This is a genomic window from Marinobacter sp. ANT_B65, from assembly GCF_002407605.1.
Taxonomy (GTDB): domain Bacteria; phylum Pseudomonadota; class Gammaproteobacteria; order Pseudomonadales; family Oleiphilaceae; genus Marinobacter.
Window position 1 is genome coordinate 421,808 of sequence record NZ_NXGV01000002.1, and the last position, 25,071, is coordinate 446,878.

At 54.5% G+C, this 25,071-nt stretch carries 25 protein-coding genes; 18 read left to right on the forward strand and 7 right to left on the reverse strand.

From position 1 onward, the window contains the following. Positions 1–280 precede the first annotated feature (280 nt). From CPA50_RS12060 to CPA50_RS12085, 6 genes are all read right to left on the reverse strand, one after another. Entirely contained in the window at positions 281–1,066 is a 786-nt protein-coding gene (locus tag CPA50_RS12060; RefSeq protein WP_096782759.1) for an energy transducer TonB, read from the reverse strand. Next, positions 1,063–1,473, reverse strand: coding sequence for an ExbD/TolR family protein (locus CPA50_RS12065; RefSeq protein ID WP_096782760.1), 411 nt, complete (start codon positions 1,471–1,473; stop codon positions 1,063–1,065). Before CPA50_RS12065 ends, CPA50_RS12060 begins: the two co-directional genes overlap by 4 nt. After that, positions 1,470–1,901, reverse strand: a complete 432-nt coding sequence (locus tag CPA50_RS12070) for an ExbD/TolR family protein (protein WP_227519618.1) — start codon at positions 1,899–1,901, stop codon at positions 1,470–1,472. The genes CPA50_RS12065 and CPA50_RS12070 overlap by 4 nt, the downstream gene beginning before the upstream one ends. Continuing rightward, positions 1,852–2,664: a MotA/TolQ/ExbB proton channel family protein gene (locus tag CPA50_RS12075; protein ID WP_096782762.1), complete on the reverse strand. Its 813-nt coding sequence runs from the start codon at positions 2,662–2,664 to the stop codon at positions 1,852–1,854. The genes CPA50_RS12070 and CPA50_RS12075 overlap by 50 nt, the downstream gene beginning before the upstream one ends. 202 nt (positions 2,665–2,866) lie before the next feature. Beyond that, complete coding sequence (locus tag CPA50_RS12080; protein ID WP_096782763.1) at positions 2,867–3,634, reverse strand: sulfite exporter TauE/SafE family protein; 768 nt, start codon at positions 3,632–3,634, stop codon at positions 2,867–2,869. Next, positions 3,625–4,764, reverse strand: coding sequence for a transglycosylase SLT domain-containing protein (locus CPA50_RS12085; RefSeq protein ID WP_096782764.1), 1,140 nt, complete (start codon positions 4,762–4,764; stop codon positions 3,625–3,627). Before CPA50_RS12085 ends, CPA50_RS12080 begins: the two co-directional genes overlap by 10 nt. Positions 4,765–4,958: 194 nt before the next feature. Between CPA50_RS12085 and CPA50_RS12090 the strand changes: the two genes are divergently transcribed. The 6 genes from CPA50_RS12090 to CPA50_RS12115 all read left to right on the forward strand — a co-directional run bounded on the left by CPA50_RS12090 (position 4,959) and on the right by CPA50_RS12115 (position 12,581). Continuing rightward, the gene (locus tag CPA50_RS12090) at positions 4,959–5,609 is read left to right on the forward strand and encodes a hypothetical protein (RefSeq protein ID WP_096782765.1); all 651 of its coding nucleotides are present in this window, start codon (positions 4,959–4,961) and stop codon (positions 5,607–5,609) included. 115 nt (positions 5,610–5,724) lie between these two features. After that, positions 5,725–6,732 (forward strand): methionine ABC transporter ATP-binding protein, encoded by a 1,008-nt coding sequence (locus tag CPA50_RS12095; protein ID WP_096782766.1) that lies wholly within the window; start codon positions 5,725–5,727, stop codon positions 6,730–6,732. Beyond that, positions 6,732–7,397, forward strand: a complete 666-nt coding sequence (locus tag CPA50_RS12100; RefSeq protein WP_096782767.1) for a methionine ABC transporter permease — start codon at positions 6,732–6,734, stop codon at positions 7,395–7,397. The genes CPA50_RS12095 and CPA50_RS12100 overlap by 1 nt, the downstream gene beginning before the upstream one ends. 183 nt (positions 7,398–7,580) lie before the next feature. Further along, a complete protein-coding gene (locus tag CPA50_RS12105; protein ID WP_096782768.1) occupies positions 7,581–8,363 on the forward strand; it encodes a MetQ/NlpA family ABC transporter substrate-binding protein in 783 nt (260 codons plus the stop codon). Positions 8,364–8,639: 276 nt separating this feature from the next. Beyond that, complete coding sequence (locus CPA50_RS12110) at positions 8,640–10,487, forward strand: single-stranded-DNA-specific exonuclease RecJ-like protein (RefSeq protein ID WP_143750746.1); 1,848 nt, start codon at positions 8,640–8,642, stop codon at positions 10,485–10,487. Positions 10,488–10,499: 12 nt separating this feature from the next. Then, on the forward strand, positions 10,500–12,581 hold the full coding sequence (locus CPA50_RS12115; protein WP_096782770.1) for a GGDEF domain-containing protein: 2,082 nt from the start codon (positions 10,500–10,502) through the stop codon (positions 12,579–12,581). 36 nt (positions 12,582–12,617) lie between these two features. Here the strand turns inward: CPA50_RS12115 and CPA50_RS12120 are convergent, their stop codons facing one another. Next, positions 12,618–13,223 carry a hypothetical protein gene (locus CPA50_RS12120; RefSeq protein WP_096782771.1) on the reverse strand — a complete coding sequence of 202 codons (606 nt, stop codon included), beginning with the start codon at positions 13,221–13,223 and terminating at the stop codon, positions 12,618–12,620. A gap of 193 nt (positions 13,224–13,416) precedes the next feature. On the opposite strand from CPA50_RS12120, the gene CPA50_RS19815 reads away from it, so the two are divergent. The 12 genes from CPA50_RS19815 (at position 13,417) to CPA50_RS12180 (ending at position 25,062) form a co-directional block, all read left to right on the forward strand. Then, positions 13,417–14,790: a hypothetical protein gene (locus CPA50_RS19815; RefSeq protein ID WP_096782772.1), complete on the forward strand. Its 1,374-nt coding sequence runs from the start codon at positions 13,417–13,419 to the stop codon at positions 14,788–14,790. 348 nt (positions 14,791–15,138) lie between these two features. Further along, positions 15,139–15,351 (forward strand): hypothetical protein, encoded by a 213-nt coding sequence (locus tag CPA50_RS12130; protein ID WP_096782773.1) that lies wholly within the window; start codon positions 15,139–15,141, stop codon positions 15,349–15,351. 43 nt (positions 15,352–15,394) lie between these two features. Continuing rightward, positions 15,395–15,838, forward strand: coding sequence for a TadE/TadG family type IV pilus assembly protein (locus CPA50_RS12135; RefSeq protein ID WP_096782774.1), 444 nt, complete (start codon positions 15,395–15,397; stop codon positions 15,836–15,838). 75 nt (positions 15,839–15,913) lie between these two features. Then, the gene (cpaB, locus tag CPA50_RS12140) at positions 15,914–16,876 is read left to right on the forward strand and encodes a Flp pilus assembly protein CpaB (protein ID WP_096782775.1); all 963 of its coding nucleotides are present in this window, start codon (positions 15,914–15,916) and stop codon (positions 16,874–16,876) included. After that, the gene (locus tag CPA50_RS12145) at positions 16,866–18,029 is read left to right on the forward strand and encodes a type II and III secretion system protein family protein (protein WP_096782776.1); all 1,164 of its coding nucleotides are present in this window, start codon (positions 16,866–16,868) and stop codon (positions 18,027–18,029) included. Before cpaB ends, CPA50_RS12145 begins: the two co-directional genes overlap by 11 nt. Positions 18,030–18,039: 10 nt before the next feature. After that, positions 18,040–19,227 carry a response regulator receiver-like protein gene (locus tag CPA50_RS12150; RefSeq protein WP_096782777.1) on the forward strand — a complete coding sequence of 396 codons (1,188 nt, stop codon included), beginning with the start codon at positions 18,040–18,042 and terminating at the stop codon, positions 19,225–19,227. 3 nt (positions 19,228–19,230) lie between these two features. After that, a complete protein-coding gene (locus CPA50_RS12155) occupies positions 19,231–20,427 on the forward strand; it encodes a CpaF family protein (protein WP_096782778.1) in 1,197 nt (398 codons plus the stop codon). Beyond that, a complete protein-coding gene (locus CPA50_RS12160) occupies positions 20,424–21,344 on the forward strand; it encodes a type II secretion system F family protein (RefSeq protein ID WP_096782779.1) in 921 nt (306 codons plus the stop codon). The genes CPA50_RS12155 and CPA50_RS12160 overlap by 4 nt, the downstream gene beginning before the upstream one ends. Beyond that, positions 21,337–22,209, forward strand: a complete 873-nt coding sequence (locus CPA50_RS12165) for a type II secretion system F family protein (protein ID WP_227519619.1) — start codon at positions 21,337–21,339, stop codon at positions 22,207–22,209. The genes CPA50_RS12160 and CPA50_RS12165 overlap by 8 nt, the downstream gene beginning before the upstream one ends. Before the next feature lie 57 nt (positions 22,210–22,266). After that, entirely contained in the window at positions 22,267–22,986 is a 720-nt protein-coding gene (locus tag CPA50_RS12170) for a tetratricopeptide repeat protein (protein ID WP_096782780.1), read from the forward strand. Next, positions 22,983–23,252, forward strand: a complete 270-nt coding sequence (locus CPA50_RS12175) for a hypothetical protein (RefSeq protein WP_096782781.1) — start codon at positions 22,983–22,985, stop codon at positions 23,250–23,252. The genes CPA50_RS12170 and CPA50_RS12175 overlap by 4 nt, the downstream gene beginning before the upstream one ends. Next, positions 23,245–25,062 carry a pilus assembly protein TadG-related protein gene (locus tag CPA50_RS12180; protein ID WP_227519620.1) on the forward strand — a complete coding sequence of 606 codons (1,818 nt, stop codon included), beginning with the start codon at positions 23,245–23,247 and terminating at the stop codon, positions 25,060–25,062. The genes CPA50_RS12175 and CPA50_RS12180 overlap by 8 nt, the downstream gene beginning before the upstream one ends. Positions 25,063–25,071 lie beyond the last annotated feature (9 nt).

A 25,071-nucleotide genomic window follows, 5' to 3' on the forward strand; every position in this document is an offset into this window, starting at 1 on the left:
CTGGCCGTCTTTTCGACAGGCGAAAAAAAACGGCGTCGCTCACAGGCTGCCGTTGATTGGCAGGTGTGAGCAGACGCCGTCGTCTGAAACAGATTTTTGTGTGGGCAGATAATCAATATCTGCTGAACAGACCTCAGCAGGTGCCGTGCCAGTCTTGCAGGCTTCAGATAAAAGCTTTTTTATTCAAAGAGTAATGGCGAATTAAACAATCAGGGCCGGTTCGGGTGACCTGGGGTTTCCGCACCGGCTCAGTGCGAATCGCGCTGCAATGGTGCGGAATTCAGCGCAAGCTGAATCTTACAGGAAGTGCATAGGTAAACGTTCGGCCGGCCATGCCTGCGGGTACAGGGGGCAGAGGTGCAGCCTGTTTGAGCATGGCGAGGGCTGCTTCGTCCAGCAGTGTGTGTCCGGATGTTTGGCGCAGGCTATGACCAACAAGTGAGCCGTCCCGGCGAAATTCGAAGGTTATGACCGGAGCGCCTTCCTGGCCGAGCCTGCGGGCCCTGCGGGGGTACTCATAAAAACGCGAGAGGTGCCTGCTGAGTTTCGCCAGGTAATCGTCAACCGCGGACGGATCACCGGCATTCTGCAATGGCACAGACGACTGTGACTGGGCGTCGCCATTTTCGGGGGCGGGCTCTGAAGTGTCGCTGGCTGCCGTCTCTGTTGCCGGGCTATCCGTTTGTACGTCGGTAGCTGCAGCTGTCTCTGGCTCCGCTACCATCTCTGGCTCTGGCTCTGGCTCTGGCTCTGGCTCTGGCTCTGGCTCTGGCGTGGGAGTCGGTTTCTTTTCAGGCTTTGGCTTTGGCTTTGGCTTTGGCTTTGGCTTTGGCTTTGGCTTTGGCTTGGTTTCCTGTACAGCTTCTGGCTCGGCTTTTTCTGCGGGCGCAGGTGCGGATTTCCCCGCAAGCGAGATTTTGACGGCGGGTACTGTATTGACGGCCGCGTTGCCGAGCTGGTTCAGCTCAATGGGTTTTTCCGGTGCGGCCGCCAGGAGAATGCCTGCGCTCAGAACAACGGAGATTGCCAGCAGGCCCATGCGAGCCGCTCTTCCGGTGTCCTTCATGTTTCAGGCTCCGTCAGTAGCAGAATTTCCTCGAAACCGCCCTGCTCCAACGTTCGTAAAAGGGCTTCAAGATCGGCCATGGTAATGGCGCTGTCAGCAGCGATCTTAAGCGGGTTCTGCGCATCCGGTTCTGGCAGTCGCTGAAGGATGGTTTGCTCATCCAGTGTTTCACCGCTGACTCGCCAGCTTCCTTCCGCGTCTACAAACAGATCGGCATGGGGCGAGTGTTGCTCGGCACTCGGAGGAGTCGCTGGCAGGTCAGGTAAAGGGTCGTCTGCAAGCTGCCCCGCAACGATGAAAAACATCAACAGCAGGAAAACCAGGTTGATAAGTGGCAGCAGGGCATCTTCCACCCGCTCCATCAGAGACTTGCCTGAGGTGGATGGTGGTGGGACCAGTTCAATCATGGTGTTTCTTCTGTCGCACGTTTCCAGTGGGTTTGAATGCCATTACGGGACAGTTCGCCCAGGGTGGATGTGAACAGGTTCAGCTGAGTATCCGGTGCGGTAGTCAGGTTTACTTCGGAGATGCCAGCATTGCGAAGCTCAGGCAGCAACTGGCTGATTGGAAGAGTGAACTCCTGCCACTCTACTTCTCCACTCTCCGTAACGACCAGCAGGGGCAATGGCTCGCCTGTTATGGTGCTTCGGCCGTCTGTGTTGTTGGCAAGTTCCAGGTGATCCACCGGTAACAGGCGGCTGGTCAGCATGAAAAATACCAGCAGGATGAACACCACATCAATCAGTGGTGTTATACGGATCGGTATTGGCCGGTTGGGCCGTGGTTCAACCAGTTGCATGGACGAAACGTTGATTGCTGAGGGCTTCAGTTGCATGCTTTTCCTGTGATTCCGCCCGGGGCCGGCTGGCTGCCGCCGGGGCTTCATTCACCGCCTCACTTACGACTTCCTGCTGAGCGGAAAAGGCTTCCGGGGTTACAGTCAGTACAGAAACCAGTGTGCTGTTTACGACTTTGTGGATACGCCGTAAACGGAATTCTATCCATGCTGCCAGGGCTGCGAATGGAATGGCAACGACAAGGCCTGCGGCGGTTGTGGTCAGCGCTTCATAAATGCCACCGCTTAGTTGTGATGCATTGGCGCGGCCTTCTGTTGCCGCCATGGCACTAAAGGCTTCCATCATCCCCAGCACGGTTCCCAGAAGGCCGAGCAAGGGTGCAAGGGCGGCGATCACTTCGATAATCTTCAGGGGTGCTTCAAATGGCTCGAGTCCATGCTGGGCATCCCGCGCCGAGGTTTCGCGAATATGGCGGTCGTCCTGATTTTTCTGGCGTGCCTCAATGGTATTGATGACCAGATTCTGTAAAGGGTTCAGTTTTGCCAGGCCGCCAGTCTGTTCACGGACCGCTTGAGGGTTTACCTCAGAAGGGTTCTGTTGCCACTGCGCAATAATATTTTTAAGTTTCCTGGACAATCTGGGCGCATAAAGAGCGCCTAACAACATCAGGTAAACAAACGTGACCAGGCCCAGTACTGCCATTGCAAGCAGCACCATCATAACTGGCCCGCCCATGGCTAACAGTTGGTTGAGAGGGCCATCAGTCACTGCGGAGCCGAGGGGCGCCAGAAAATCGCTCATGATAGGTGTCGCTCTTTACTGAAAGTTGACACAAATAATAACGATTATCATTGAGTTTGCAAGTACATATCCTTCACGATGCCAGCTGGGGTGCCTGGCTCTGGCGGGTTTTGTGAATCCTTGGTGAGGATGTTTGCTTCGGGAAATCAGAAGGCTGCAAGCGGGATATTGCAATGCTCTGCCGGAGCAATAACCTGTGTGCTCAGAGCCACCAGCCTGCTGCCAGGCTGGCTTGCCAGAGCAAGCGCAAAGCCAGGATGGTCAGAACCAGGTTGAGTGCCTTACTGAACCAGCGGTTATCGATAGAATTCAGGAGGCGCAATCCCAGCCAGGTGCCGGCAAAACCACAGGTAATCATGGCAAGGATGAAGGGCAGCCAGTGCGCGAAAACAAACCCGGCCATGCCGAATACCAGGGCTTTTGGGGCGTGCTGCAGAACCATCGCAGTCGCAAAGGTTGCAACCACCTGAAACCTGTCTCCATGGATCTGTTTTATGAACGCCGCCACCAGAGGGCCGGTGGCACCCACGAAAAGGCTCACGAAGCTGGTGACTGCTGATGCCATGAAAATACCGGTACTGCCAAACGCACCTTTCGGCAGCGCCGGGCCCCAGCACAGATAAAGCACAAACATGGCAATGGTCAGCTGCCACAGATAGGCCGGCAGGCTTACCAATAGCCAGGCGCCGGCGATTGCCCCGGCGATAACGCCCGGGACAAAGGCAGCAATAACCCGCCAGTCGATATGCTTCCAGGTTAGCGCCATACGGCCGCTGTTGGAGCCCAGCTGTATCATGCCATGGACCGGTATGATTGCCGCTGCGGGCATCCATGAGGCCATCAGTATCAGCAGGAGAACACCCCCGCCTGCGCCCAGACTAGCGGTGATCATTGAGGTAATAACCGAGCTGCCGAGCAGGAAAAGCGCCACCGAAAGGCTCAGGCTTTCTGGCAGCAGTGTTATTTCCATGAGCAGAACTCAGTGGGTTCCAGTTGAGGTGTCAGGCACAGGGCCTCGGTTGCCAGCTGTACATCAGCCACGTAATACAGTGACGCCAGCCCCAGCCGGTCCCGGCCAAGATTATGAAATACCATGCCGAATGCGATGTCGCCGGCAGTAAAGCGCTGGTGATTGGCAGCAAAATATTCTGCTGGCTTTGCCAGTGTCTCGTCATCAAGAAGCGCCTGAATACGGCCTGCCCCACCGTGGTATGCCTGCACCAGCAACAACACAAAAAGTTCATTGCGTTTATTTTCCGGCAGGTGACCAAAACGCTCTTCGAAGGCAGGCCGCAAGTTGCGGGCATTCTGATGCATCAGGCGCAAGGCGCAATCAATCTGAGCCAGCCGGTGCCAGTAGTTCCCGGGTTTGATCTGGCAGTCGTTCAGTGCCGAAGGAGAAAGCTGAAGAATACCTTTGGCGTTGGCCCGGGAGTGCGCTTTTGCTTGCCCGCCGCTTTCAATCAGGATTTGCCCGGCCAGGTATCTGGGCAGTACCTCCGGCAGGGCAAAGCGGTTCTGTCCGCTCCTGTGTTGTACGACGTACATCAGCGCATCATGAAGTGATCCGGGCTGTTCGCGGCTTGCGAAGGACAGGTCGTCCCAGACACCCCATACGCGATCCCTGGTCTGGATGCCCAGATAGCGGTCTTTGGCGAGGTCCAGATTTACATGGGGCTGATCACAGGCCAGTGCAAACGGGTAGCCTTTGGTGTCAGGGTCGCCGGCAATCCAGTCTTCGGTCCGCCCTTTTTCGTGTAGCGACTGGCGGGTATCGTTCAGGCGCTTCTGGGTTGCTGCGCGGTCGGTCCCGTTGCTGATCCAGCCCAGAAATTGCCCACGCATGTCGAACAGGATATGGCGCTCAGCGCTTGAGCAGTAGCCCTTCTCTTTCAGCACCCAGCGGCGGATGGTAAGAATGTTCTGATAAACGCCCTGGCTCGCCCAGTAAGGCGAGTCCCGGACAATGGCAGTCCAGCCTGCAGCCTCCGCAGGTTCATCCTCAATCGTCCCCTCTTCCGCCAGAACGGATGTCTGCCCTGATGTGATCAGGATGAAAGTGAGGGTGAGCTGACGCAAGCTTGCGAATCTTGAGATCATAAATGCTTTGTCCGTCGTGTTCCGGGCAATCTCTGTGGATGTTACTCCCAATACGATCTGTTTTCCCGGCTTCAGGCTTGTGATCCGTTAATCGAATCCCCACGTTTATCTTTCAATGCGTAACAGGCTATGCTGTGTGTCAGGGATACTTATTTCCTGATTTACCCTGATGGCATCGTGGAGGCGAGCGTATTATGAACCAACCGATGGCAATCGATGAACTGGTATCAGTAGCACAGGCAGAAGCCATGGGGGAGCTTGATGCTCCGATGATGGCGATTGTCCTGTCCAGCGAACAAAGCTATGACTTGCCCATCAACTCACTTGAAACTGATGCCGACAAGGCACGCTGGGGCCTGATTCTTCGGGCTGCCCGCGAGCATGTTGAAGCAGACGCTGTGGCGGTTCTTTACCCTGCATGGACAACGGTCCGTCAGAAAAGAACAGAGCCGGCAGGCGTTGAAGGCGCTGAATCCAATTCCGCGACTTCGGCAACTGGTGCTGATAATGCCAATAGTGCCGATGGTTCCGGGGATGAGTCAAACGAGCCGATAGACACCTTGTTTGTGCAGCTCCACACACGGGATCATGTGTACTGGCGTGGATTTGAGCAGATCCGGGATCCGAAGCACCAGCGCATCATCGGCTTTCGCCGTATCAAAGCGTTGACGACGGACTACCGGCGGGATGAAGAGCCCTCGATCACATCCTGGCTCAGCACGCTGTTTGAGCCTTTGCCGGAGCATGGTGAAGAGTCCGGCATTGATCTTGAACTGGCCGATCTTCTGGAAGAGCCCGAGGTAAGTGCTGCATTGTATCCCCGGCAGTTGCGGGCGTTGCACTAAGAGATTTGCCTGGGCGGTCAGTGAGCTGAGTATGTGGGGAAAACCCGCATTCGGGTTTGGCATGCGAATAGTCTATAATCGCCGGCCTTAATTCTGCACTCACAAGGCGCTGACCGTGATTGTATTTAACCAGGTACAGAAGTCGTATCAGGTGGGCGGCCGGGCGATCCCCGCGCTGTATCCGACCGATATGACCATCGAAACCGGTGAGGTTTTCGGTATCGTCGGGCATTCCGGGGCTGGCAAGTCCACCCTGGTTCGCCTGATCAATCTGTTGGAACCGCCTACTGGCGGCGATATTCTGATTGATGACGAGAACATCACCCGATACAGCGCTGCTGAACTGCGAGCGTTTCGCCGTAAAGTCGGCATGATTTTCCAGCACTTCAATCTGCTTTCCTCAAAAACCGTTTCGGATAATATTGCCTTCCCGATGAAGCTGGCAGGCATCTATTCCAAAGCGGAAATCCGGGATCGTGTGCAGGAGCTGCTGGCCCGTGTCAGCCTTACTGACCACGCAGACAAGTATCCTTCACAGCTTTCCGGTGGCCAGAAACAACGTGTCGGCATCGCCCGGGCTCTGGCCTGCAGGCCTACGATTCTTCTGTGTGACGAAGCCACCAGCGCTCTGGATCCGCAGACGACCCAGTCTGTGCTCCGGTTGTTGGCAGAGATCAACAAGGAGCTGGGTCTTACCATTGTCCTGATAACACACGAAATGGATGTGGTACGCCGGGTCTGTGACCGCGTTGCTGTGATGGATGGTGGCCGGATAGTGGAAATGGGGCCGGTCAGCGATGTATTCCTGCACCCGAAACACCCAACCACCCGGGATTTCGTGTTCGAGAGTGAAAATGTCGATAGCGAGGAACGCCAGCAGGATCTGCAAAAAGCCAATGGCCGTATCCTGCGTCTGACGTTCAGAGGTGAGTCCACATACCAGCCGTTGCTGGGCAGCGTTGCGCGGGCCTCGGGAGTGGATTTCAGCATTCTCTCCGGCCGCATTGATCACATCAAGGACACGCCCTACGGCCAGCTGACTCTGTCACTGGTAGGCGGCGACCTGGATCTTGCCATGAGCGCGCTGGAAGCTGCCGATGTTCACGTGGAGGTGGTTCGCTGATGGAAGCCTTGTTGAGTAATGTGGACTGGCCGGAAATTGGCATAGCCAGCTGGGACACCCTGGTCATGGTGGGTATGTCGCTGCTGTTCAGTGTACTGGCTGGCCTGCCGATCGGTGTGCTGTTGTTTCTTACGGGCAAACGCCAGTTGCTGGAGCAGCCTGTTGCCTACGCTGTGTTGTCATTTGTAGTGAATGTGCTGCGCTCGGTGCCCTTTATCATCCTGTTGATTGTGATGATTCCGTTTACGGTGATGCTAATAGGCACCTCTCTGGGCGTGGCAGGTGCCATTCCGCCGCTGGTGGCAGGCGGAGCGCCTTTCTTTGCCCGGCTGGTGGAGACCTCGTTGCGGGAAGTTGACCGGGGCATTATTGAGGCGACCCAGGCAATGGGAGCCAGCGTGCGCCAGATCATTTTCGGAGCCTTGCTGCCAGAGGCGCTTCCGGGCATCATCGCCGGCATTACTGTTACGGCCATAACGCTGGTGTCCTACGCAGCCATGTCCGGTGTTATCGGCGGTGGCGGACTGGGTGATCTGGCGATTCGTTTCGGTTATCAGCGTTTTCAGACGGATGTGATGGTGATCACTGTGGCGCTGCTGGTTATTTTTGTGCAGGTTTTGCAGATGGTCGGTGATCGTCTGGTTCTGTATTTCAGTCGTAAGTAGGCTCGCATTGGTGTAAACCGCTGGCCGGAAAGCCCTTCCGAAAAACGCCCGTAAATACGTCCCTGTAGGGCTCGGTCGCGCCATCCATGGCGCTCCACGTTTTCGGAAGGGCTTTCCGGCCAGCGGCCCAGAGCCTTCAGTTAAGTCATCACGCTTGTCATGCGTTAACAGGAGAATTGATATATGAACCTCAAGAAAACAATCGCAGCACTGGCTGCCGCCGCTACCTTCTCTGGCGCAGCCGCCGCTGCGGAGCTATCCGTGGCCGCTACACCGGTTCCTCATGCAGAGATCCTGGAATTCGTGAAACCGCAGCTGGCAGAACAAGGTGTGGAACTGGATGTGAAAGTCTTCACCGACTATATCCAGCCAAACATACAGGTAGATCAGAAGCGTATGGATGCCAACTTCTTCCAGCATCAGCCGTATCTGGACGAATTCAATGAAGGCCGGGGTACCAGCCTGGTGACTGTCACCGGCGTACACGTTGAGCCGTTTGGCGCATACTCAAACAAGATCGATTCTCTGGATGATCTGAAGGAAGGTGCAGTTGTTGCGATTCCGAACGACCCGACCAACGGTGGCCGGGCGTTGCTGTTGCTGCAGAAGGCCGGCCTGATCACCCTCAAAGAAGGCAGCAAGATCACTGCAACTCCGCGCGACATTGCTGACAACCCCAAAGATCTGGACTTCAAGGAGCTGGAAGCGGCAACGCTGCCGCGGATTCTTGGGCAGGTGGATGTGGCTCTGATCAATACAAACTACGCGCTGGAAGCGGGGCTTAACCCTTCGAAAGATGCACTGATCATTGAAGGTTCAGAGTCTCCGTATGTGAATATTCTGGTTGCCCGTCCTGATAACAAGGACAGTGACGCGATGCAGAAGCTTGCACAGGCACTGAAGTCAGATGAAGTCCGTAACTTCATCAAAGAGAAGTACAAAGGCGCCGTTGTTCCTGCATTCTGAATAACCTGGTAAGGCCTGCAGGCTCGTCTCCCCTATGGGTGGAGACGAGCCTTTTTTATTTCACAAGCCCGTTCATGTTTTATTGCTGTCAAAACTTAGCGCTTTTAACATCGTATAACTATATGTATTCTTTCTATGTAGGTCAGGGCGTGTACCCGGCAGGCATTCCCTGAGTCGACACAGGTTCCAGTTCCGTGGCAGGCATCGATGGTGGATCAAATTAAACAACGTCCAGAAGAAAGAAACATAGATGAACTGAGCGGTCTTCTGGAGCCTGTGAAATCCCGCATACTTGCGCGCCGGGCGGATGAGCCTTCAGCAGACCGGGAAGAAAGCGATTTTCTGTCGCTGGCTCAGAGCGATGCGCTGGATAGGGCGGCTCAAGTGGTTGCCGAGGCATTTCTGTCTGGCCAGTCGATTCTTTTGGTAGGGCGTGAAACCGCTGATCACGCCCTGGCTGTTGCAACGTTTTTTCGCGGAATGCAGCAACTGGCGCAGGCTATGCGCCGGACCAGAGATGTTGTGACAACAAAGCGCGGCAGTCTCGATCAATGGACCGGTAGTTTTAGCCTGGCATACCATTTGGAGGCTTATAATCCCGTAGTTGGCGAAACCGGGAGCAAACTTGATGAACAACTGCTTTCGACTCAGCCGCGGATTATTATTGCTCTGGACCCCCTCAATGGATCTGTGGAACAAATGCGAAAGGTGCTGGCCGGGGCGCCTCTGGTGCAATGCCAGATTGTTGCTCTGCGTAGCGTCTCTGCTTGTGTGGCTGAGTCTGCCGATCTTTGTATAGCTCCGTCAGATAAAACGTCTGGCGGCTGTGGTCGTAAACCATTGACGCTTTCGGCGCTGATTCATGCCCTTGCCCTGAAATCCCGGGACTGTTCCGTCAATAGTGTTATCAATCACCCGCGAGCTCAGGCGCTGGTTGCCCAGTTGCATGCCGCAGAGCTGGAAAGCAATGAAAGCCTGGTTGCGCTATCCATGCTGTTTGATGATATGCCCATGCAGGGCCACGCCCGTGAACTGGTAAAAAGTGGCCTGGGGCGGATCAATAAAGGATGGACATTACAGCCCCGGACTTCCCATTCGAAAGGGGCTCTAAGTTATGGCCTGAGAGCCTTGCTAACGGAAGTCGAAACGGATTTTCCTTATAAGGCCAGAGAACTTCAGGTGCATTTAGGGCCATTTTTCAGTGCTGTCTGTTATGCAGGCGAAGCGTCCACGCTGATCGACTGTTTATTGTCCCATGACCGGAAAACGGCCTTTGACAAGGCAGCAAAAGCTTCGTTGGTTAAGGCGAAAACCTACTTTCCTTCACTTAAACACCTGGAAAAGTTCGCTCGTGGTACCGCGCTGAGATCCGATCGCCGGGAAGCTTCAGCTGACAGGGTGTGTGCAGCCGGACCCCAGGCCCTGATTCAGGAATCATCCACTGCGGATGACCGGCTGCTGCCTATTATTGCAGAGCAGAGGCACGCCGAATGCGGTGGTACTCAGATGGTCACCTGCATGGTTGGGTCTGATCACCAGCGGTGCTTTGTGCGTTCTGACGAGATAAATGTCAGCGATGCACTGGTCAGAGCCAGTTATGTAGTGCCACTTGCTTTAGACGGGGTCCCCTTCCGGGCGGACACCTTCTCTGGCGACATTATCCTGAAAAGCGCTCAGGCGTCGTTATTAAAAAATACCTTGCAGGAATTTCTGGAGCAGCAGTCACCCGAAGCCTGTTCTGGTCAGGCGGATATGCCCCGGGACGGTAAGCTGAACCTGAATCAGAAAACCTCGGCACTTGCTCTCTGGATTGAACGGCAGCCATGGGGACGTGGGTTTCCGGAACCTGTATTTGAGCAAGGGTTCTTTGTGCGGAAAGGTCAGATAGAAATGGAGTCCCATCAGTCGCTCATGGTTGATGATGTGTTGCAGGACAGAAATGTCTTGTCAGGTGAAGGCTTCCGGCTGTTGTGGCGAAACAGTGTTCATCCCGGCCAGGTTTCCATTCGTGCCGGAGACAGGATTTTTGTCGCGTATCGACTGAAAGTACAACGAAACCGCACAGCCAATGATGTATATGGAGAGGTTGTTGCTCTGGAAGAGCTGAATACCGTAACCGAGTAGGTGGAGGTATCTATGCAGGCATCATATTATCAAATAGCCTTATTGGCAGGCATCGGTGTACTTGCCCTGTTCGGGCTGATTCCAAAGGTTTTCCGGTACTTTTCACGGACTGAGCCGCAGAGGGAGCTGATTGGTCGCATCCGTCATCTTGACAGTCGCGCTCTCAGAATCCAGAGCCACTTTGACGGGCTGCTCGCCAGCATACCTGCAAAAATCATTTTCATAGATGCTGAAAACCGGCGCGTGGTTGCTGTCAGCCATATGCTGGCTGCAGAGCTTGGCTATGGCAGTGCAGGGGCTTGCTGCAGTAGTCTGGACGCTCTGTTCAGTAATGAAGAAGATGGTTCGGAAGTGTTGCCCCGGCTCAGGAGTGTGCTGAGGAGTAGCACGCCTCCTGTCGATACCTTCGATGATACATGGGTCGTCAATCCGTCAGGTACAGAAGCCGTTCAAAGAAAGCTGTCTGTAAGGCTGAACTCTGATGCCGGGCGCGACAATAAATGGTTCCTGGCGGTTATCGAATGCCAGCCTGTTGCCATACCTCAGGACACCGGGCTTTCTGCCCACGAAGAGGTCCGGTTACTGAGGGCGGCATTAACAGAACGGAACCTTTCCAGAGCACTGAAAACAATTGCAGACTATTCAAAGAAGGCGCTCTTTTGGGAGAGTCATGTGGGTATTTCGGTTGTAGATTCAGGATCCGGTGCGCTCGAGCTTGTATGCGATACGGGCTTCCATCGGGAGTTGCAGAAGGCCTTTGCCCGCATACCTCTGTTGTATGGAAAGGCTGTTAATACGACTTCATTTCTGCTGGGCAAGGAACTGTGTGTAGACCTGTCCCGGCCCGGGACTGTGCCCGGGCCCCTGGTGGAGTTGCTGGTGCGTCATGATATAGGGTTCTGGCGGTCGTTCCCTTTGTGCGGGCTGGACGGAAAGGTTCTGGGTTCCCTGGATATACTTGGCCGGAATGATCTGGCTGAAAACACGGACGATGAGCGCCTCGCCACCATGCTGCATTTTGCCACCGCTATCATCGAGCGCCATAAATCAGCGGAAGTTGTCCAGGAAACGGTTCGCATCGAGCGTCTTATCAAGGCGGTAAATCAGGCGCTGGTACTCATATCGGGAGATGGTGGCGAGGCCAGGCTTATGGAGGTGCTTGATCTCCTCGTAGCCTTTTTCGGGTTTGATCTTTGTGCGTTTGAACTGTGGGTGCGAACCACGGACAGTGAGGCGTTCAGAAAGCTGGCAGTCGATCCGGACAGCCCATCGGTACCCAGTATCCCAGCTAGCTCGGTCACAGATCATCTCGTGAATTACTTTTCGGTTTCCACAGAAGGCTCGGGTACTCTGGAGTCGAAATACCAGTGCCGGTTTCTGGATGAAACCGATGCGGTGTTGCGTGAGGTTTTTGAAGCAACTGATGCAGAAAAACCCAGGGGTGTGATTTTCCCTATGGTAGTTGAGGGCTTTCCGGAAGGGTTTTTGATTGCCCGGTCTGAACGCCGTCTGGATGCTCACGAACTTTCGGTGATCTCTTCCGTGGTTCCAAGTCTGGCTGGAGCTCTGGAGCGCCAGAGGCTGCTTCAAAAACTGATCGAGAAAGCACTGTTTGATCAATTGACGGGGCTCTATAACCGGGCAGGTATTGAAGAGCTGTTGTCATCGGAGCTGGTGCGTAGTCAGAGGTACGGGAACCCGCTTTCCGTTATGGTTTTTGATATCGACCACTTCAAGTCTGTTAACGACACCTATGGACACGATGCTGGTGACAGGGTGTTGAAAGAAGTGGCGCTGCGAGTTAAAGACAGTATGCGCTCAGTTGATTTTGTCGGGCGCTGGGGTGGTGAAGAGTTTCTGGTGATTCTTGCTGAAACCCCGCTCAGCAATGCAGCTATAGCGGCTGAAGGGGTCCGCAAGACTGTAGAACGGGGCGAGTATGGTATTGATCGCCTGGTGACCGTCAGCGTGGGTGTGGCTGCTTTCCACGAAGATAGCCATGTGGACTCACTGGTCAAGCGCGCTGACCTGGCCTTGTATGAGGCGAAGCGCTCTGGCCGGAACAGGGTTGTTGTCGAAGATGGTTCGAACTGAACCCCGATTGCCCGTTGCCAGGCAAGTACCGGGTGTTCAGCAGCATTGCTGGCCGGCAGGGGTTCTGAACCCGATTTTTGTTTGAGGCGGGATAACGTTTACCTCGTCCTGGACTATTGCCTGCAAGTTAAAGACAGTAACGAACTTGGCAATACCAAACTGGGTTACTACGTCATATGCAATGGCATTCAGGTGCTTGTATGGCTCCAGTTCGATCAGCCTGTCAAGGAGGTCCATCCTGTTTGAAGGCTTGCGTGGGAAGGCCTCGGTCGGTTCGCATTCCTGGTCAAGCCAACTGTTCCAGTGTGTATTTATATCATCCAGGACTTCCCGGTTTGCCCGAACCGGCAAGTTCAGGAAGCGGCAGATTTCAAAATCATCCAGGCGCTGTTTGTTTCCGTTCCAGGTGCCGATGTCGATTTTAATGTCTGCAAAGCAGAGCCCTTCCCCCGAGGCGGCACTTTTTCGCACAGCTGCGCCAATCAGGCTGCCCGGGCCTTTGTTTCCGTACAGCAATGTAATGCCTTTCTGGGGCAGGCGAAGGTGTGTATTCTGAAAATAGCCGGGGTCGCAGACGGTAAATTCAGATGGTTGACGTTCCCCTTCGTAAAAAAAGAATGTTTTTGCCCCAATGACAGACACTGTAATGATTACCTCCCTATGCTCAGCGCACTTTCAATACCTTTATGCTCTTCTAACATAAAGTGCAAGCAAGTAACATGGTCCCAAGTCGTGCATGATAACATTGAACCTGGGTTCACAACATTAAAGTGCTTGTGTTTGCGACGGTACTTCTCCGTACCAGAGGTCAGGCTATAATCAGGTGACAGCTACAATGTCTAGTAACGAATTAACGCACCCGACTGATCCGATTCATGGCGGTGTGCTGTCGAATCTCAAGCTTGTTCTGGAAAGTCGCCTTGGAGGAGGAGAGGTCAGGGACCTCGATCTGGCGATGTTGATGAATGTTCCGGTTAACAGGCTGAGCCAGCTCAAACGGGCAAAGTCGTCGGTTCATGTTATGGGTAAATCTGAGGGGAACAGTGACTCCGGCACTGATGAAGTCAGTGACGGGTTGCCAAGCCTGAGGCCCAGCCAGGCCATACTCGTCAGATTACTGCTCAAACGTCCGGAATATGCGCCCATACCCATACGCCCGTCGAATCCGGATGTGTTTGAATTGATTGCACCGTTCATGCCTGGTGCAGGGGAGGGAGCGTCAGGCCGCTCCGAGCCCCAGTCACGCAAAATGGGGNTTGCTCCTTTATTCGGCCGGTCTTACATTTCTTCCTACAAGATGCTGTCCGATACTGAGACAGGTTCGGGGAGCAGCAGCTCAGCTGTAACGCGCCTGCAAATGTTGGTCGTCGGAAAGTTTGCCCAGCTTTTTAAAGCGATACTGGCTCGCTATCTTGAAGAATATCCCGGGGCAGATGCTGCGTCTCTGGAGAGCCTGAACGAAACTGGCTGGGCGCTGTTAAGAGAGCAGGACTCACTCACGGGCTGGATGAGCGATGACCTGCACAGTGTTTTCTCCGCGGAAGTCGAGCTGGCATGGCGTACCTGGTTTAACGATTGCTACCTGGGTGTTTTGAGAGATGAGGCTGTCTCCAGGGATATTGATCCGGAGGCCGCCATTCAGAAGGGTAAATGGACCAACACTGCGGAGGTTTCTGAAAGCGATCTGGCAAAATACAGCCGGACAACGGCGCCGATTCTCGGACGAAGCGATAGCCTTTTTTCGTTATTTCGGGAAAGTTTCGAGTTGACCAGTGCAGAAGCATACTGGGTTCTGGGTATTCAGATTAAAGCTTTCTACCGTTTCCGACAGCGCGCTAACCAGAGGATTGACCCGCCTACATCCATTCTTGTTCGTTACCTGTTCCGCTACCCGGAAGATATAGGGCTGTTTGTTGCGACGCCGACTTCCGGCAGCCGGATTCTCGCAGCAATAAAGGAGCAGGACCCCGGGTTCCTGCGCAGCCAGCTAGCGCCCCTGTTCGGCACTTCCCGGGTGATGAGTTATGGTTTTGCGAGTGATGAGGCGCCATGCCCCTTTTTTGCAAGACGTCTGGCAACCATTTTTCAGCAGCAGGCAGAGAAAGGGCGCCCCATTTATCGTGAAATTCGTGAATGTGTTGAGGCCGAGTTGTCAGCCAGAGGGCTCGATAAGGATCGGTTCTGGCAAGACGGGCGCTGGCATCTTTAGCCGGGCGATCGAGATAATCACGGAACTTGTCTGGTAGTCGGCAGAAACCCCCCAGTAATGCATGCTCTGAATGCGACACGTTTTTATTGAATGGTTCGCATTCCTGAATTTTACGGATTTAAAGTTGTTATTTGGCAGGCTTGGCTACCATTTATCACATTTCATAATTAATTCTTTACAAAACCCTGCGATTCTCCTGCTGTCTTTTCGGCTTGGCAGGCCTACATTTATTAAACAAAGTTTAGTATTATCGTATAGCACCTCATAAGTTGAATAGGATGCTCACCGGTTTCGAGGGTCCTAGATGTCAGTTGTTATCGCATAGCCAGTCAAAACGGAGACGTGACCATGAAATTAAACAAGTTTTTCTCATCCCGTAGTTGCATTGTTTCTGCACGAAAAGAGTGCGGCGCGTCCTCGCTTGAATATCTGATGCTGGGAGCAGTCATAGTTGCGATTCTGATTGCCGTAATGGCTCTTACGGAGGGCGAGAGCGGCATAGCTGCGAAGATCAACACAACTTTCAGCGACTTGTTTGACAACGCTGACCCCGGCGAGTGACTGGCAGGCCCAACGATTGTGAAACCGGTATCAGGAGAGAGGCATGCGGCGGTATAAAAACGCAAAGGGCGTTGTAACTCTGGAATTTGTTTTTGTTTTCCCTTTCGTGGTCGCAATTGTCTACGGCGCTGCTGCTTACGGTGTTCTGTTTTTTGATAAGTACCGCATGCAAGTCGCCGTCGATAACGCCGCTGCCTCGGTCTTCACCCTGGATCGCCGGGGGTTCCCGGCGTTCTCAGCGGGGGCCGTTGCACACAGTGTTTCGGTTCTTGAAGCGCTCGTTAATCAGTTGCCCGATGATCTGGCTGCCCGAATACCTGAGCCCGGCTGTGCGTCAAAGACCGTGAGTGGTCTGGAGCTTCTGGAGTGTGAGCTTGTTGCTGACGGGTCAGAGTTACCCTTTTTGCCACAGGTGAGCTTTGGCTTTCTGGGAAGGTTTCCGCCTCTGCCTGAAAGCCTGAAGGTGACCTCAGTTGTCGCATTCTGATGGGTGTCGGGGCTGGATTCTGAACGAACAGGAACGGGCTGGTGCCTGCCTACATGAATATGAGGAACTGGCATTATGAGCTCACGGATTATATATGCATTGCCGGCGCTGATTCTGGCCCTGCTTGCAATCGGCCTTGCGGTGTTTGGCTTGCTGAAGCATGAGCCTGCCCAGAGCGGCGCGTCGATACCGGACATGTCGCATGGCGAAGGGATGCCTGGCGCCGAGGAGGAGGCGTCACCGAAATTCCATTATCTGCTGGCGAGGCAGAAACTCGACCCTGGAAGTCTTCTTGATCCGGAGCAGTTTGTCGAAGTGGTTTCCGACACAGAGATTGAAGGGGTTATTCCTGCAGGTGAGGCGCCATTCGGTGAAGAGCTTCAAATGACTCTCGCGCAGGGGCTCCCTTTGTCTGAGCAGGTTGTCAGCAACGAAAGCCCGATCCGGATGGTGCTGGAAGACGGGGTGCGGGCAATGGCATTTCAGATGGACAGTCTGGCGAGTGTTGGTGGCCTGCTGCGGGCTGGAGATGTGATTGATATCGTTGCTTCGTTCAAGGGTGATTCCGGAAAGCAGGCAGCCAGCATGATTTTGCTCCCGGGCGTGGAAGTGCTGGCGGTCCGGGGTGCTACCGAAGCCGACGCTGAGCCGGATGAAGAACAGTCGCGGCGTAACGCCACCATGGTGCTTGCAGTGCCTGAAGCCGAGGTTTCCCGGCTGACACTGGCGGTTGCGGAAGCAAACCTGAGCTTTGTGGCCTCTAAAAGGATGGGCAATGAGTTGGTGGCCGGGTCGGGTGCCGGAAATGTTCCTGGCAAAGGCGTTTCGGAGCCTTTGGACACCGAAGATGCTGTCGCAGATGGCACCCTGGGCGACCCTGAATCGCCTGCCGTTTTCCTTTCGCAAATACGCCCGATAGATCCCGAAGCACCTGCAACAACGCAGCCCGCTAAAGGCAAAGCTGCTCCGGAAGAAGATCCTGGAATGAAGGTTCTGATCTTCGAGGGCGCTACCTCAAGGAATGTCTATGTTCGTTAATACCGGAACACAACAAAACCGCCATCTCTGGTGGGGGCTGGTTGCAACAGCGCTTCTGAGTCTGGCGCCCGTTGTAGCAGCATCAGAGGATTCCGTTCGCATAGGCCCCGGGGAACAGTATGTGCTTGCGTTTTCGCGGACGCTTGAGAAGGTGGCTGTATCGGATCCGGGTGTTGCATCCGTTGCGGCATCTGGTGACAGCGAAGTACTTGTAACGGCAAATGAGCCAGGTTCTGCGCTGGTGAGAGTCTGGCTGAAAGGAGCTGAAGAGCCGGAGCTGAAACGCTTCGTTGTGGCTTCCACTTCCGGTGTCCGCAACCCGCTTGCAGCCCAGGTGCAAACCGATATTCGGGTGGTGGAGGTCAATCGTTCCGAGCTGAACACCCTGGGTGTTTACTACGCCAAAGTGTTTGGTGGTGGCACCAGCGGTGCTATATCGCCTCCCGGAGCAGGCTTTCCATCGGTACCCCAGGCGATAGCGGCTGAGGGTTTCAATATTTTCAGGTTTGGCTCCAGTTCCCTGAGCATAATCAATGCACTGGAATCCGGAGGTTTTGCCTACACGCTGGCAGAGCCATCTCTGGTCAGCCTCAGTGGACAAAGCGCGACTTTCCTGTCTGGCGGCGAATTTCCCATTCCCGTGTCGTCCAGTGATGGTGATACCCAGATTGAGTATAAGGAGTTTGGTGTCAGTCTTGCGGTAACGCCAACTGTAATCGACCGGGACCAGATTATTCTTCGGGTTGCACCGGAAGTCAGTGAACTGGACTTCTCGTCAGGGGTGACAACATCGGGTGTTTCGGTACCAGGTTTGCGGATCCGCCGCACCGAGACCACCGTTTCCCTGGCATCGGGCGAGAGTTTCATCATCAGTGGTCTGGTGAGCCGCACAACCTCGAACAGCAGTGACCGTCTCCCCGGGCTTGGAAATATCCCGATCCTCGGAGCTTTCTTCCGCTCCGATCGGGTTTCATCGGAAGACAAAGAACTCATTATGGTAGTAACCCCGAGACTGGTGAGTGCCCAGCGCCGCTTGCCGGAAGAGGTCCGCAGCTTCGGAAAGCAATATGAGCGTAGCAGCACCGAGTGGCTGGACATGGTTGTTAATGGGCGTGATGGGGATGAACCTGTCGAAACCGGGCTTAGCTGGTAGGGGATATGGGATGAGTGAAACACTGGTTTGTGTATCGGACGATGTAGGTGTTCGTGTCTGGCTGGAGCGGGTTCTTGAGTCGATGTGGACGCTGGAGAGCGTTACTTCTTCAGACCTCTCAAGGGTCAGCCGGCTGGTTCAGGCCACCGGGACCCGGGTTGTCATTGTTGCTGTGAATGAAGATGATCCCTCAAAAGCCCTGAAAATTTTCTCGGCAATTCAAAAAGCCTGTCCCAGCGTTCAATTGGTTGGTGTTGCCCAGCGTATTTCCCAGGAAATGTTGCTTAGCATCATGCGGGCAGGAGCCCGGGACTGCCTGATCACCGGAGTGGATACAGACACGGCCGGGGGACGTATCCGGCGTATTGCGGAAACGGCTGCTTTAACCGCAATCTCAGACACGCGGGAACCGCGTGGCAATGTAACCATGATAGTTCCCGCTTCTCCGGTTGTGGACTCAAGGTTTCTGGCTCAGAACCTTGCCGTTGAGATAACCCAGGCGTATCCGGACGACACGGTACTTGCTATCGATTCGCAGGCCGGGGAAAACCGGACCTTTTACTTTGATAACCTCAACCGGCTTACGCTTGATGAGCTGATTGGACGGGCAGATACGATAGACAGGTCTTTTATTGATGCTGCGCTGGAAGAATATATGCCTCGCCTGCGTCTGCTATCGGGAAGCCTGAACCAGGAAGTGCTGAGCGGCGATGCCGGAGCCGATCTGTTTATTATGCTCGGGCAACTGGCCGAGTTGTTTGACCATGTGATTGTGAGGGTTGATTTTTCACAGATAGAGTCCTGGACCAAGGCGATCGGGGCCGATGTTACGCGTATTGTGCTGGTGGCCAACCCTGTTGTTGATCAGGCCCAGTATGGTGAAACCTTGCTCAAGAGTATGCGTGAGTGGGTAGGGCCGTCCTGTCGCTATAGCTTTGTGATTGATGGTGTGGAAAAACGCGCCAGCCTTTCGGTGGCCGATATTGAAAAAACCGTTGGTCTGGATTGTGACCTGGCACTCCCGATGGAGTGGAAAAGCCGGCTTGAAGCAATAAATGCCGGGCTCCCGATGTCGTTGCTGCCCTCCAGTACCTGGTATCAGAAAAAGCTGGGAACCTTCGTGCGAAAGACATTCTCTGTCAAGGTAGACAGGCGGGTCCTTTGTAAATTCTTCCAGCGTAAAGCCGGGGCAGCCTAAACCATGCTGACTCGCGTCGATGACACTTACCAGGCACTGAAAAAACAAGTGCATCTCCACCTCGTGGAACGGCTTGATGAGGAAGGTGTCGAGGTTGAGAAAACCGATCGCCAGCAGCTCGTTGCCTTCGTGCAGTCAAATGTTTCCCAGTATGTAATGGCCCACCGTATTCCCCTGGCAACAGCGGGTCAGAACCTGCTTGTCAAAGAATCGGTTGACGAAATCACAGGATTCGGGCCTTTGGAGCCCCTGCTCGCAGACCCGGATATTAACGATATTCTCGTTAATGGCCCGAAAGACATTTTTATTGAAATCTCCGGGGTACTGCAAAGGGCACAAACCCGCTTTATTGACGATGATCACGTGATCCGGATCATCCGGCGTATTCTGGCCCCTCTGGGGCGACGTCTGGACGAGAGCAGCCCCATGGTCGACGCCCGGCTGCCCGATGGCTCAAGGGTAAATGCGATCATTCCACCGATTGCTCTGGACGGCCCTTCCATGTCAATCCGCAAGTTCACGGCCAAACACCTTGGAGCCAACGACCTGGTTAACAAAGGGGCCATGACAATGGAGTGCCTCGATGTTCTGACCCGTATTGTGGAAGGGCGGCGGAACCTCCTGGTCAGTGGCGGAACCGGATCGGGTAAAACAACCATTCTCAACATGCTCAGCCATTTCATTCCCAAGGATGAGCGTATTGTAACCATTGAAGATTCGGCCGAGTTGCAGCTTGATCATCCACACATTGTGCGGCTGGAAACTCGACCAACCAACACTGAGGGTGCCGGGCGTGTAACCCCCCAGGATCTGGTTATCAATGCATTGAGAATGCGCCCTGACAGGGTGATCGTTGGCGAGGTCCGGTCCGGTGAGGTTGTTGAGCTCTTGCAGGCGATGAATACGGGCCATGAAGGGTCCATGAGTACCATCCACTCAAATTCTGCCAGAGACGCGCTTATCCGCATTGAAACACTGCTCGCAGTGAACGGCTATGACGCGGGTGAGAAAGCAATTGCGCGGCTCATTGGTTCTTCGCTGGATGTTATCGTGCAGCTCACAAGGTTGCCGGATGGCCGCCGCCTGGTGAGTGAGGTGGTTGCACTCAAACCAACGGCCTCTGACCCCTACCGAATGGAAACACTCTATCGCGCCAATGAGCTTGAGTGGGAAGGCGCGGATCCGGAGAGCCCTTCATGACGGCTCAGCTGGTCTGGATGGGAAGCCTTGTCGCCGGAATGGCGGCCCTTCTGCTTATGCTGGGCCAGCTTTTTGCCGGGCAAGCTCTTGCTGAGGCAAGAGTGCGCAAACAAATCCGTCAGCGTCTTCAGCCAGCGGCTGCTCGAGATAAGGGTTTGGCGCCTGCAGTTGCAAACCTGGGGGGTATGGAAGGGATTCTGATGCGTGCCGGCATTAATCCCAAGTCGTCGAAAACCCTGGTGTTCGCACTTATCGTTATATTTCTGATTCTGGGCCTGGGGTTTTCCCGGGGCTGGATTGAGGCAGGTGTTGCGGCGTTTTCTGTTGTAACCGCTTCGGTCACGCTCTGGAGGATGAGATTTGAGCGGCAGCGCCGGCAGATATTCGAGGAGCTTCCGGGCATTCTCGATGGATTGCTTCGGTCTATTTCTGTAGGCCGCTCAGCAGAACAAAGCATCGTAACCTCGTTCAGCGATGGCTCACCGGTATTTGACCCACTGGTCCGCAGGCTGAAGAGTGCTGTCAGCCAGGGCCGGGATTACACGCTGGTTCTTGATGGATTTGCCAAACTTTATCAGATTCCCCCCCTGACCCAACTTGCCATCGCATTCCGGACGTCTTCACGTTTTGGTTCCTCAATACGGCCGGTGCTGCAGGAGGTGGCCAAAGCCATTCGGTCACAACAGGAGTTGCGGCGTGAGTTTCTGGCGGAAACCGCGGAGACGCGTTTCACGGCTGTTGTCTTTGCAATCATGCCCCCGGGCCTGGGGGTTTATATGGTGGTCATTAACGAGCAGTTTTCGGACAAGCTGCTGGAAACCGATGCTGGCCATACTCTGCTTTATATCTCAGGTGGCCTTCAGCTTTTCGGCATCTTGTTGATACTCAAGCTGATAAGTGGGGTGGGCCGTGGTTAACCTGTGGTTTGGCAGCGCGGCAGCCCTGGCGGTTCTGGCCATTGTTATGGCATTTGGTTTTGCACCTTCCTGGTCGCTCAAAGCACGGGTGCGAATGCGCCTGAAGCGTCAGACCATTGCAGGTGATGACCGGGCTGAGGAGTCTGTCTGGAGTGAGTTTCTGTTCTGGCTGGTTGAGCGTGGCCTTTTCCGCTCGGACTTCGGGGAGCTGGAACCGTCTCTTGATGCCACTGGCCGCTCACCACAGGGTGCGAGGGGCTACTACCTCTTCTGGTGCTGGGCGCTCCCTTTCGCAGTAGCGGTCTGGGCATTCTTCAGCCTGGACTTTATTTTCGCCTGTTTTGGTCTTCTCATTGCATTTTACTTGCCGCGCCGGGCGATCAGGAGTGCGGGAGCCCGGGCGGAGAAGCAACAAAATGTAGAGGCTATCGAGCTTTGCCAGATGACACGGATGTTGCTTGAGGCAGGTCTGAGCCCCGAACGCTCATTGAAACTGATTTCCCATCAGGGCCGTGAACTTATGCCCAAACTGGTGTGGCGCGTTGATCGGTTTAACCGGGTAATGGAAAGCGGCGCGGATCGTACAAAAGCTCTGGATGAACTGGGTCGGAACCGCAATCTGACGGTGCTGCGAAGCTATGTGTCACTGATGAAGCAGTCGGGAACACTTGGGGCAAAAGTTGCGACGGGGCTGGACCAGATCGTTGAGGAGGCCCAGCACGAACAGCGCAGCAAACTCAAAGAAGATACCAATAAGATCAGCGCCCGCATGACGATTATCATGATGGTTTTCATGTTGCCATCCCTTTTTATGTTGATTGGCGGGCCGGCTGTTATGTCAATTATGGACGCTTTTCAGCGCTGAATAACACTAACCGGGCCGTTGTGCTGGCCCGTTGGCCCTTTGGGCAGGAGATTGAGGATGCAGGAAAACAGAGTGGTAGCTAAGTATCTGGGGGTGTTTTTTGCGGCTGCGCTGGCATCCGGATGTTCTGTATCGCCAGAGGAAACAGGCAGTGGTGCGTCCGGGCGGGCGGATGCAGCACTGGGGAAGTCTGTATACACAATCAACTGCTCGGAAGTGGTGCAGCCGGAAGAGAGTGTTGAGCTTGATGGCATCGACGGCCTGATGGATGACCATCAGTACTACGCGGCTCTGGCGCGGATTGAGGCCATGTCTCTGGATACGCAAACCCACTGGTTAATGTGGGCGCAATTGCTGGGGCACGTTGGGCAGCTTGACTACTCCGAGGAGGTATTTGGCTCCATCGTTAATTCCTGCGGTTCCTCCCGGGCATACCACGGACTTGGTGTTGTCCTGGTTAAACAGCAAAAACTTCAGGCCGCACGCGAGATGCTGGAAAGCGCTAAGGCAATGGCGCCGGCTGATGCCAGTATCCGGAACGATTTTGGGTATGCGCTTATAAAGTCCGGCGAGTATGGCCGGGCAGCTTTTGAATTGCGAACGGCCTATGAGCTGGCTCATGGGCGGGGAGCGGCAACTCACAATATGGTTGCTGCCTATTACCTTAACGGAGGGCAGGCAGCTCTTGATGAACTGCGCAATGACGTTCAGGTGAGCGAGAAGCAATTGAGAGCGGGTGTTGAGCTGGCAATACGGATTTTGGGAGACGCATCATGAAGATTATTCTGGTTTTGGTTGCAGGTATTGTTATTTCGGCCAGCGCTGTAGCCTCTGATGCTGTGGATGCAGACGCGATGATGGGGCCTTCATTCAAGCAGGATGAGCCAGGTAATCTGAGGCGGGTGATGGATATTCAGGCTGAGTTGCCGGCCCGGGGTGGTGAGTTAAGTGAATTGCTGTATGTCAGAACCCAGGAGCGGATAAGCGAAACATTTGCCCGGCCCATGCCTGACCGTATAGGCGAATCCACCCGTGATGACTAGGCAAGGACAGCAAGGGGCATTGATCTTCATTACCCCCTTGCTATTTATCGTCATTTTCTTTTTCGCGACGCTTCTGATCGATGGTTCCCGCGTTTTGTCTGTAAAGTCAAAGATGCAGTCAATCGTTAACGCAGCTGCAACGGCTGCCGCTGATGGAGCCCAGTCATGTGGAGGGGCGACGCCTGCTTTCTCCGGGATGGAAACCCGGGCCCTGAATGCAGCAAATACGATGGGTTTTGATTCCAGCGACGGCACACTGCAGGTTGTGCCCGGAGTACTGCGCGCCAATGCGGCCCAGAACAATCAACTACAGTTTCTTGCCCGGGATCCTGATACCCAGATAAAGCAGACCAATGCGACCTGGGTGAGCTATTCCCGTCAGGTTCCTGTGTCCAGTTTTTTTCCCGATTCGATATTCCCTTCGATTGACCTGACTGTAGATGCTGTAGCGCGTAAGGAAGTGTTTGCTGTGCTCAGCGCAACTGGCACAACAGCCAATATACAGGGCGGGTTGTTAGGTAATCTCTTGGGTACAGTCACAGGAAACCCCGGTTACAGCCTGGATGTAACAGACCTGCAGTCAACATTTATCAGTCTGGGGGACCTGTTGGCTGCTCTTGGTGTTGAGGATCTGACTGAACTGATGGATGAACCGCTGACAGACGTACTGGATGCGGTTACCGGGTTGGCAGGCGGTCCCCTGACCGGGGCAGGCGGCGTTGTGGACGATCTGACCGGCGCGGTGGGCATCAGCGGTCTTGATGCATCGGCAGTATTTGATGTGGTCGGTACCCCCCCGGGCTCCCTGGGTGCAACTATTCCGGTTTATGACCTGGTTACCAGTGTGTTGCTGAATAGTGTTCATGCTGCAAACCAGTCCGGCTCCGGGTTGTTGGATCTGACGCTGGATACCACCGAAGAGCAGGCGCTTCTGGGAAGTTTGTCTGCTTTGCCGGTAGGGGATATCGATGTGTCTCTGAGACTGGCGGTAAACGAGGCACCCCGGATAGTTATAGGGCCAGCCCGCCAGGATGATGGTGGTGTCTGGCTGACAAGGGTTCGTGCAGCAGACATTTTACTGGAAACAGATATAAGTGTTGAGCTGCTTCCGGGTTTCATCGGGGATCTGATCAGCACACTGAGCCTGGGCCTGCTCGACTTTGAGCTTCTCGAAAATATCGACATACCGCTGGTCGTGCAAACCGGTGGTGGTGAAGCAGAATTTATCGCTGCCGATTGTGCGCGAGGCAACAATAACACCGTGAATTTTGATTTTGAGGTGCAAGACACTGTTGCCGCAATTGAAACAGGACGGCTGGACAGCGGAACTGGCGTGGTTGTCAGTGAGCCTGTCAGCGCACAGATTCTGAAACTCACCCTGAATCCCATACTCCTGCCGTCCGTATCTTTGGGTAACTTGTGCCTTGATGCTGAGCTCGATATTTCCCTGGACAGAGCGCCCTCAGATGAGACTCTGGATTCGTACAGCCTCTATTGCCCGGATGGACAGTGCTTTGTCAGAAGTGTGGATGAGGGGGCCGAATCCCGGCTGCAGGGGCTGGATGTTGATGTAGAAAATCTTGCACTTGATTGTGGCAGCGGTGGCCTGACGGGGGTTGTCAGTTCCCTGGCGGCTGGCCTTGTTCTGCCTTTGACGGACGTGCTTGACGGCGTAACGGGAGCTGTAATCGGAGGTGTGCTGTCCCCATTGCTGACAGGGCTTGGCGCTGATCTAGGTGGCATACAGGTAAATGTTGTGGGCGCCGATCAGATGGGAGGACGGCTGGTTGAACATGTCATATTCGAATAACACTCTGGT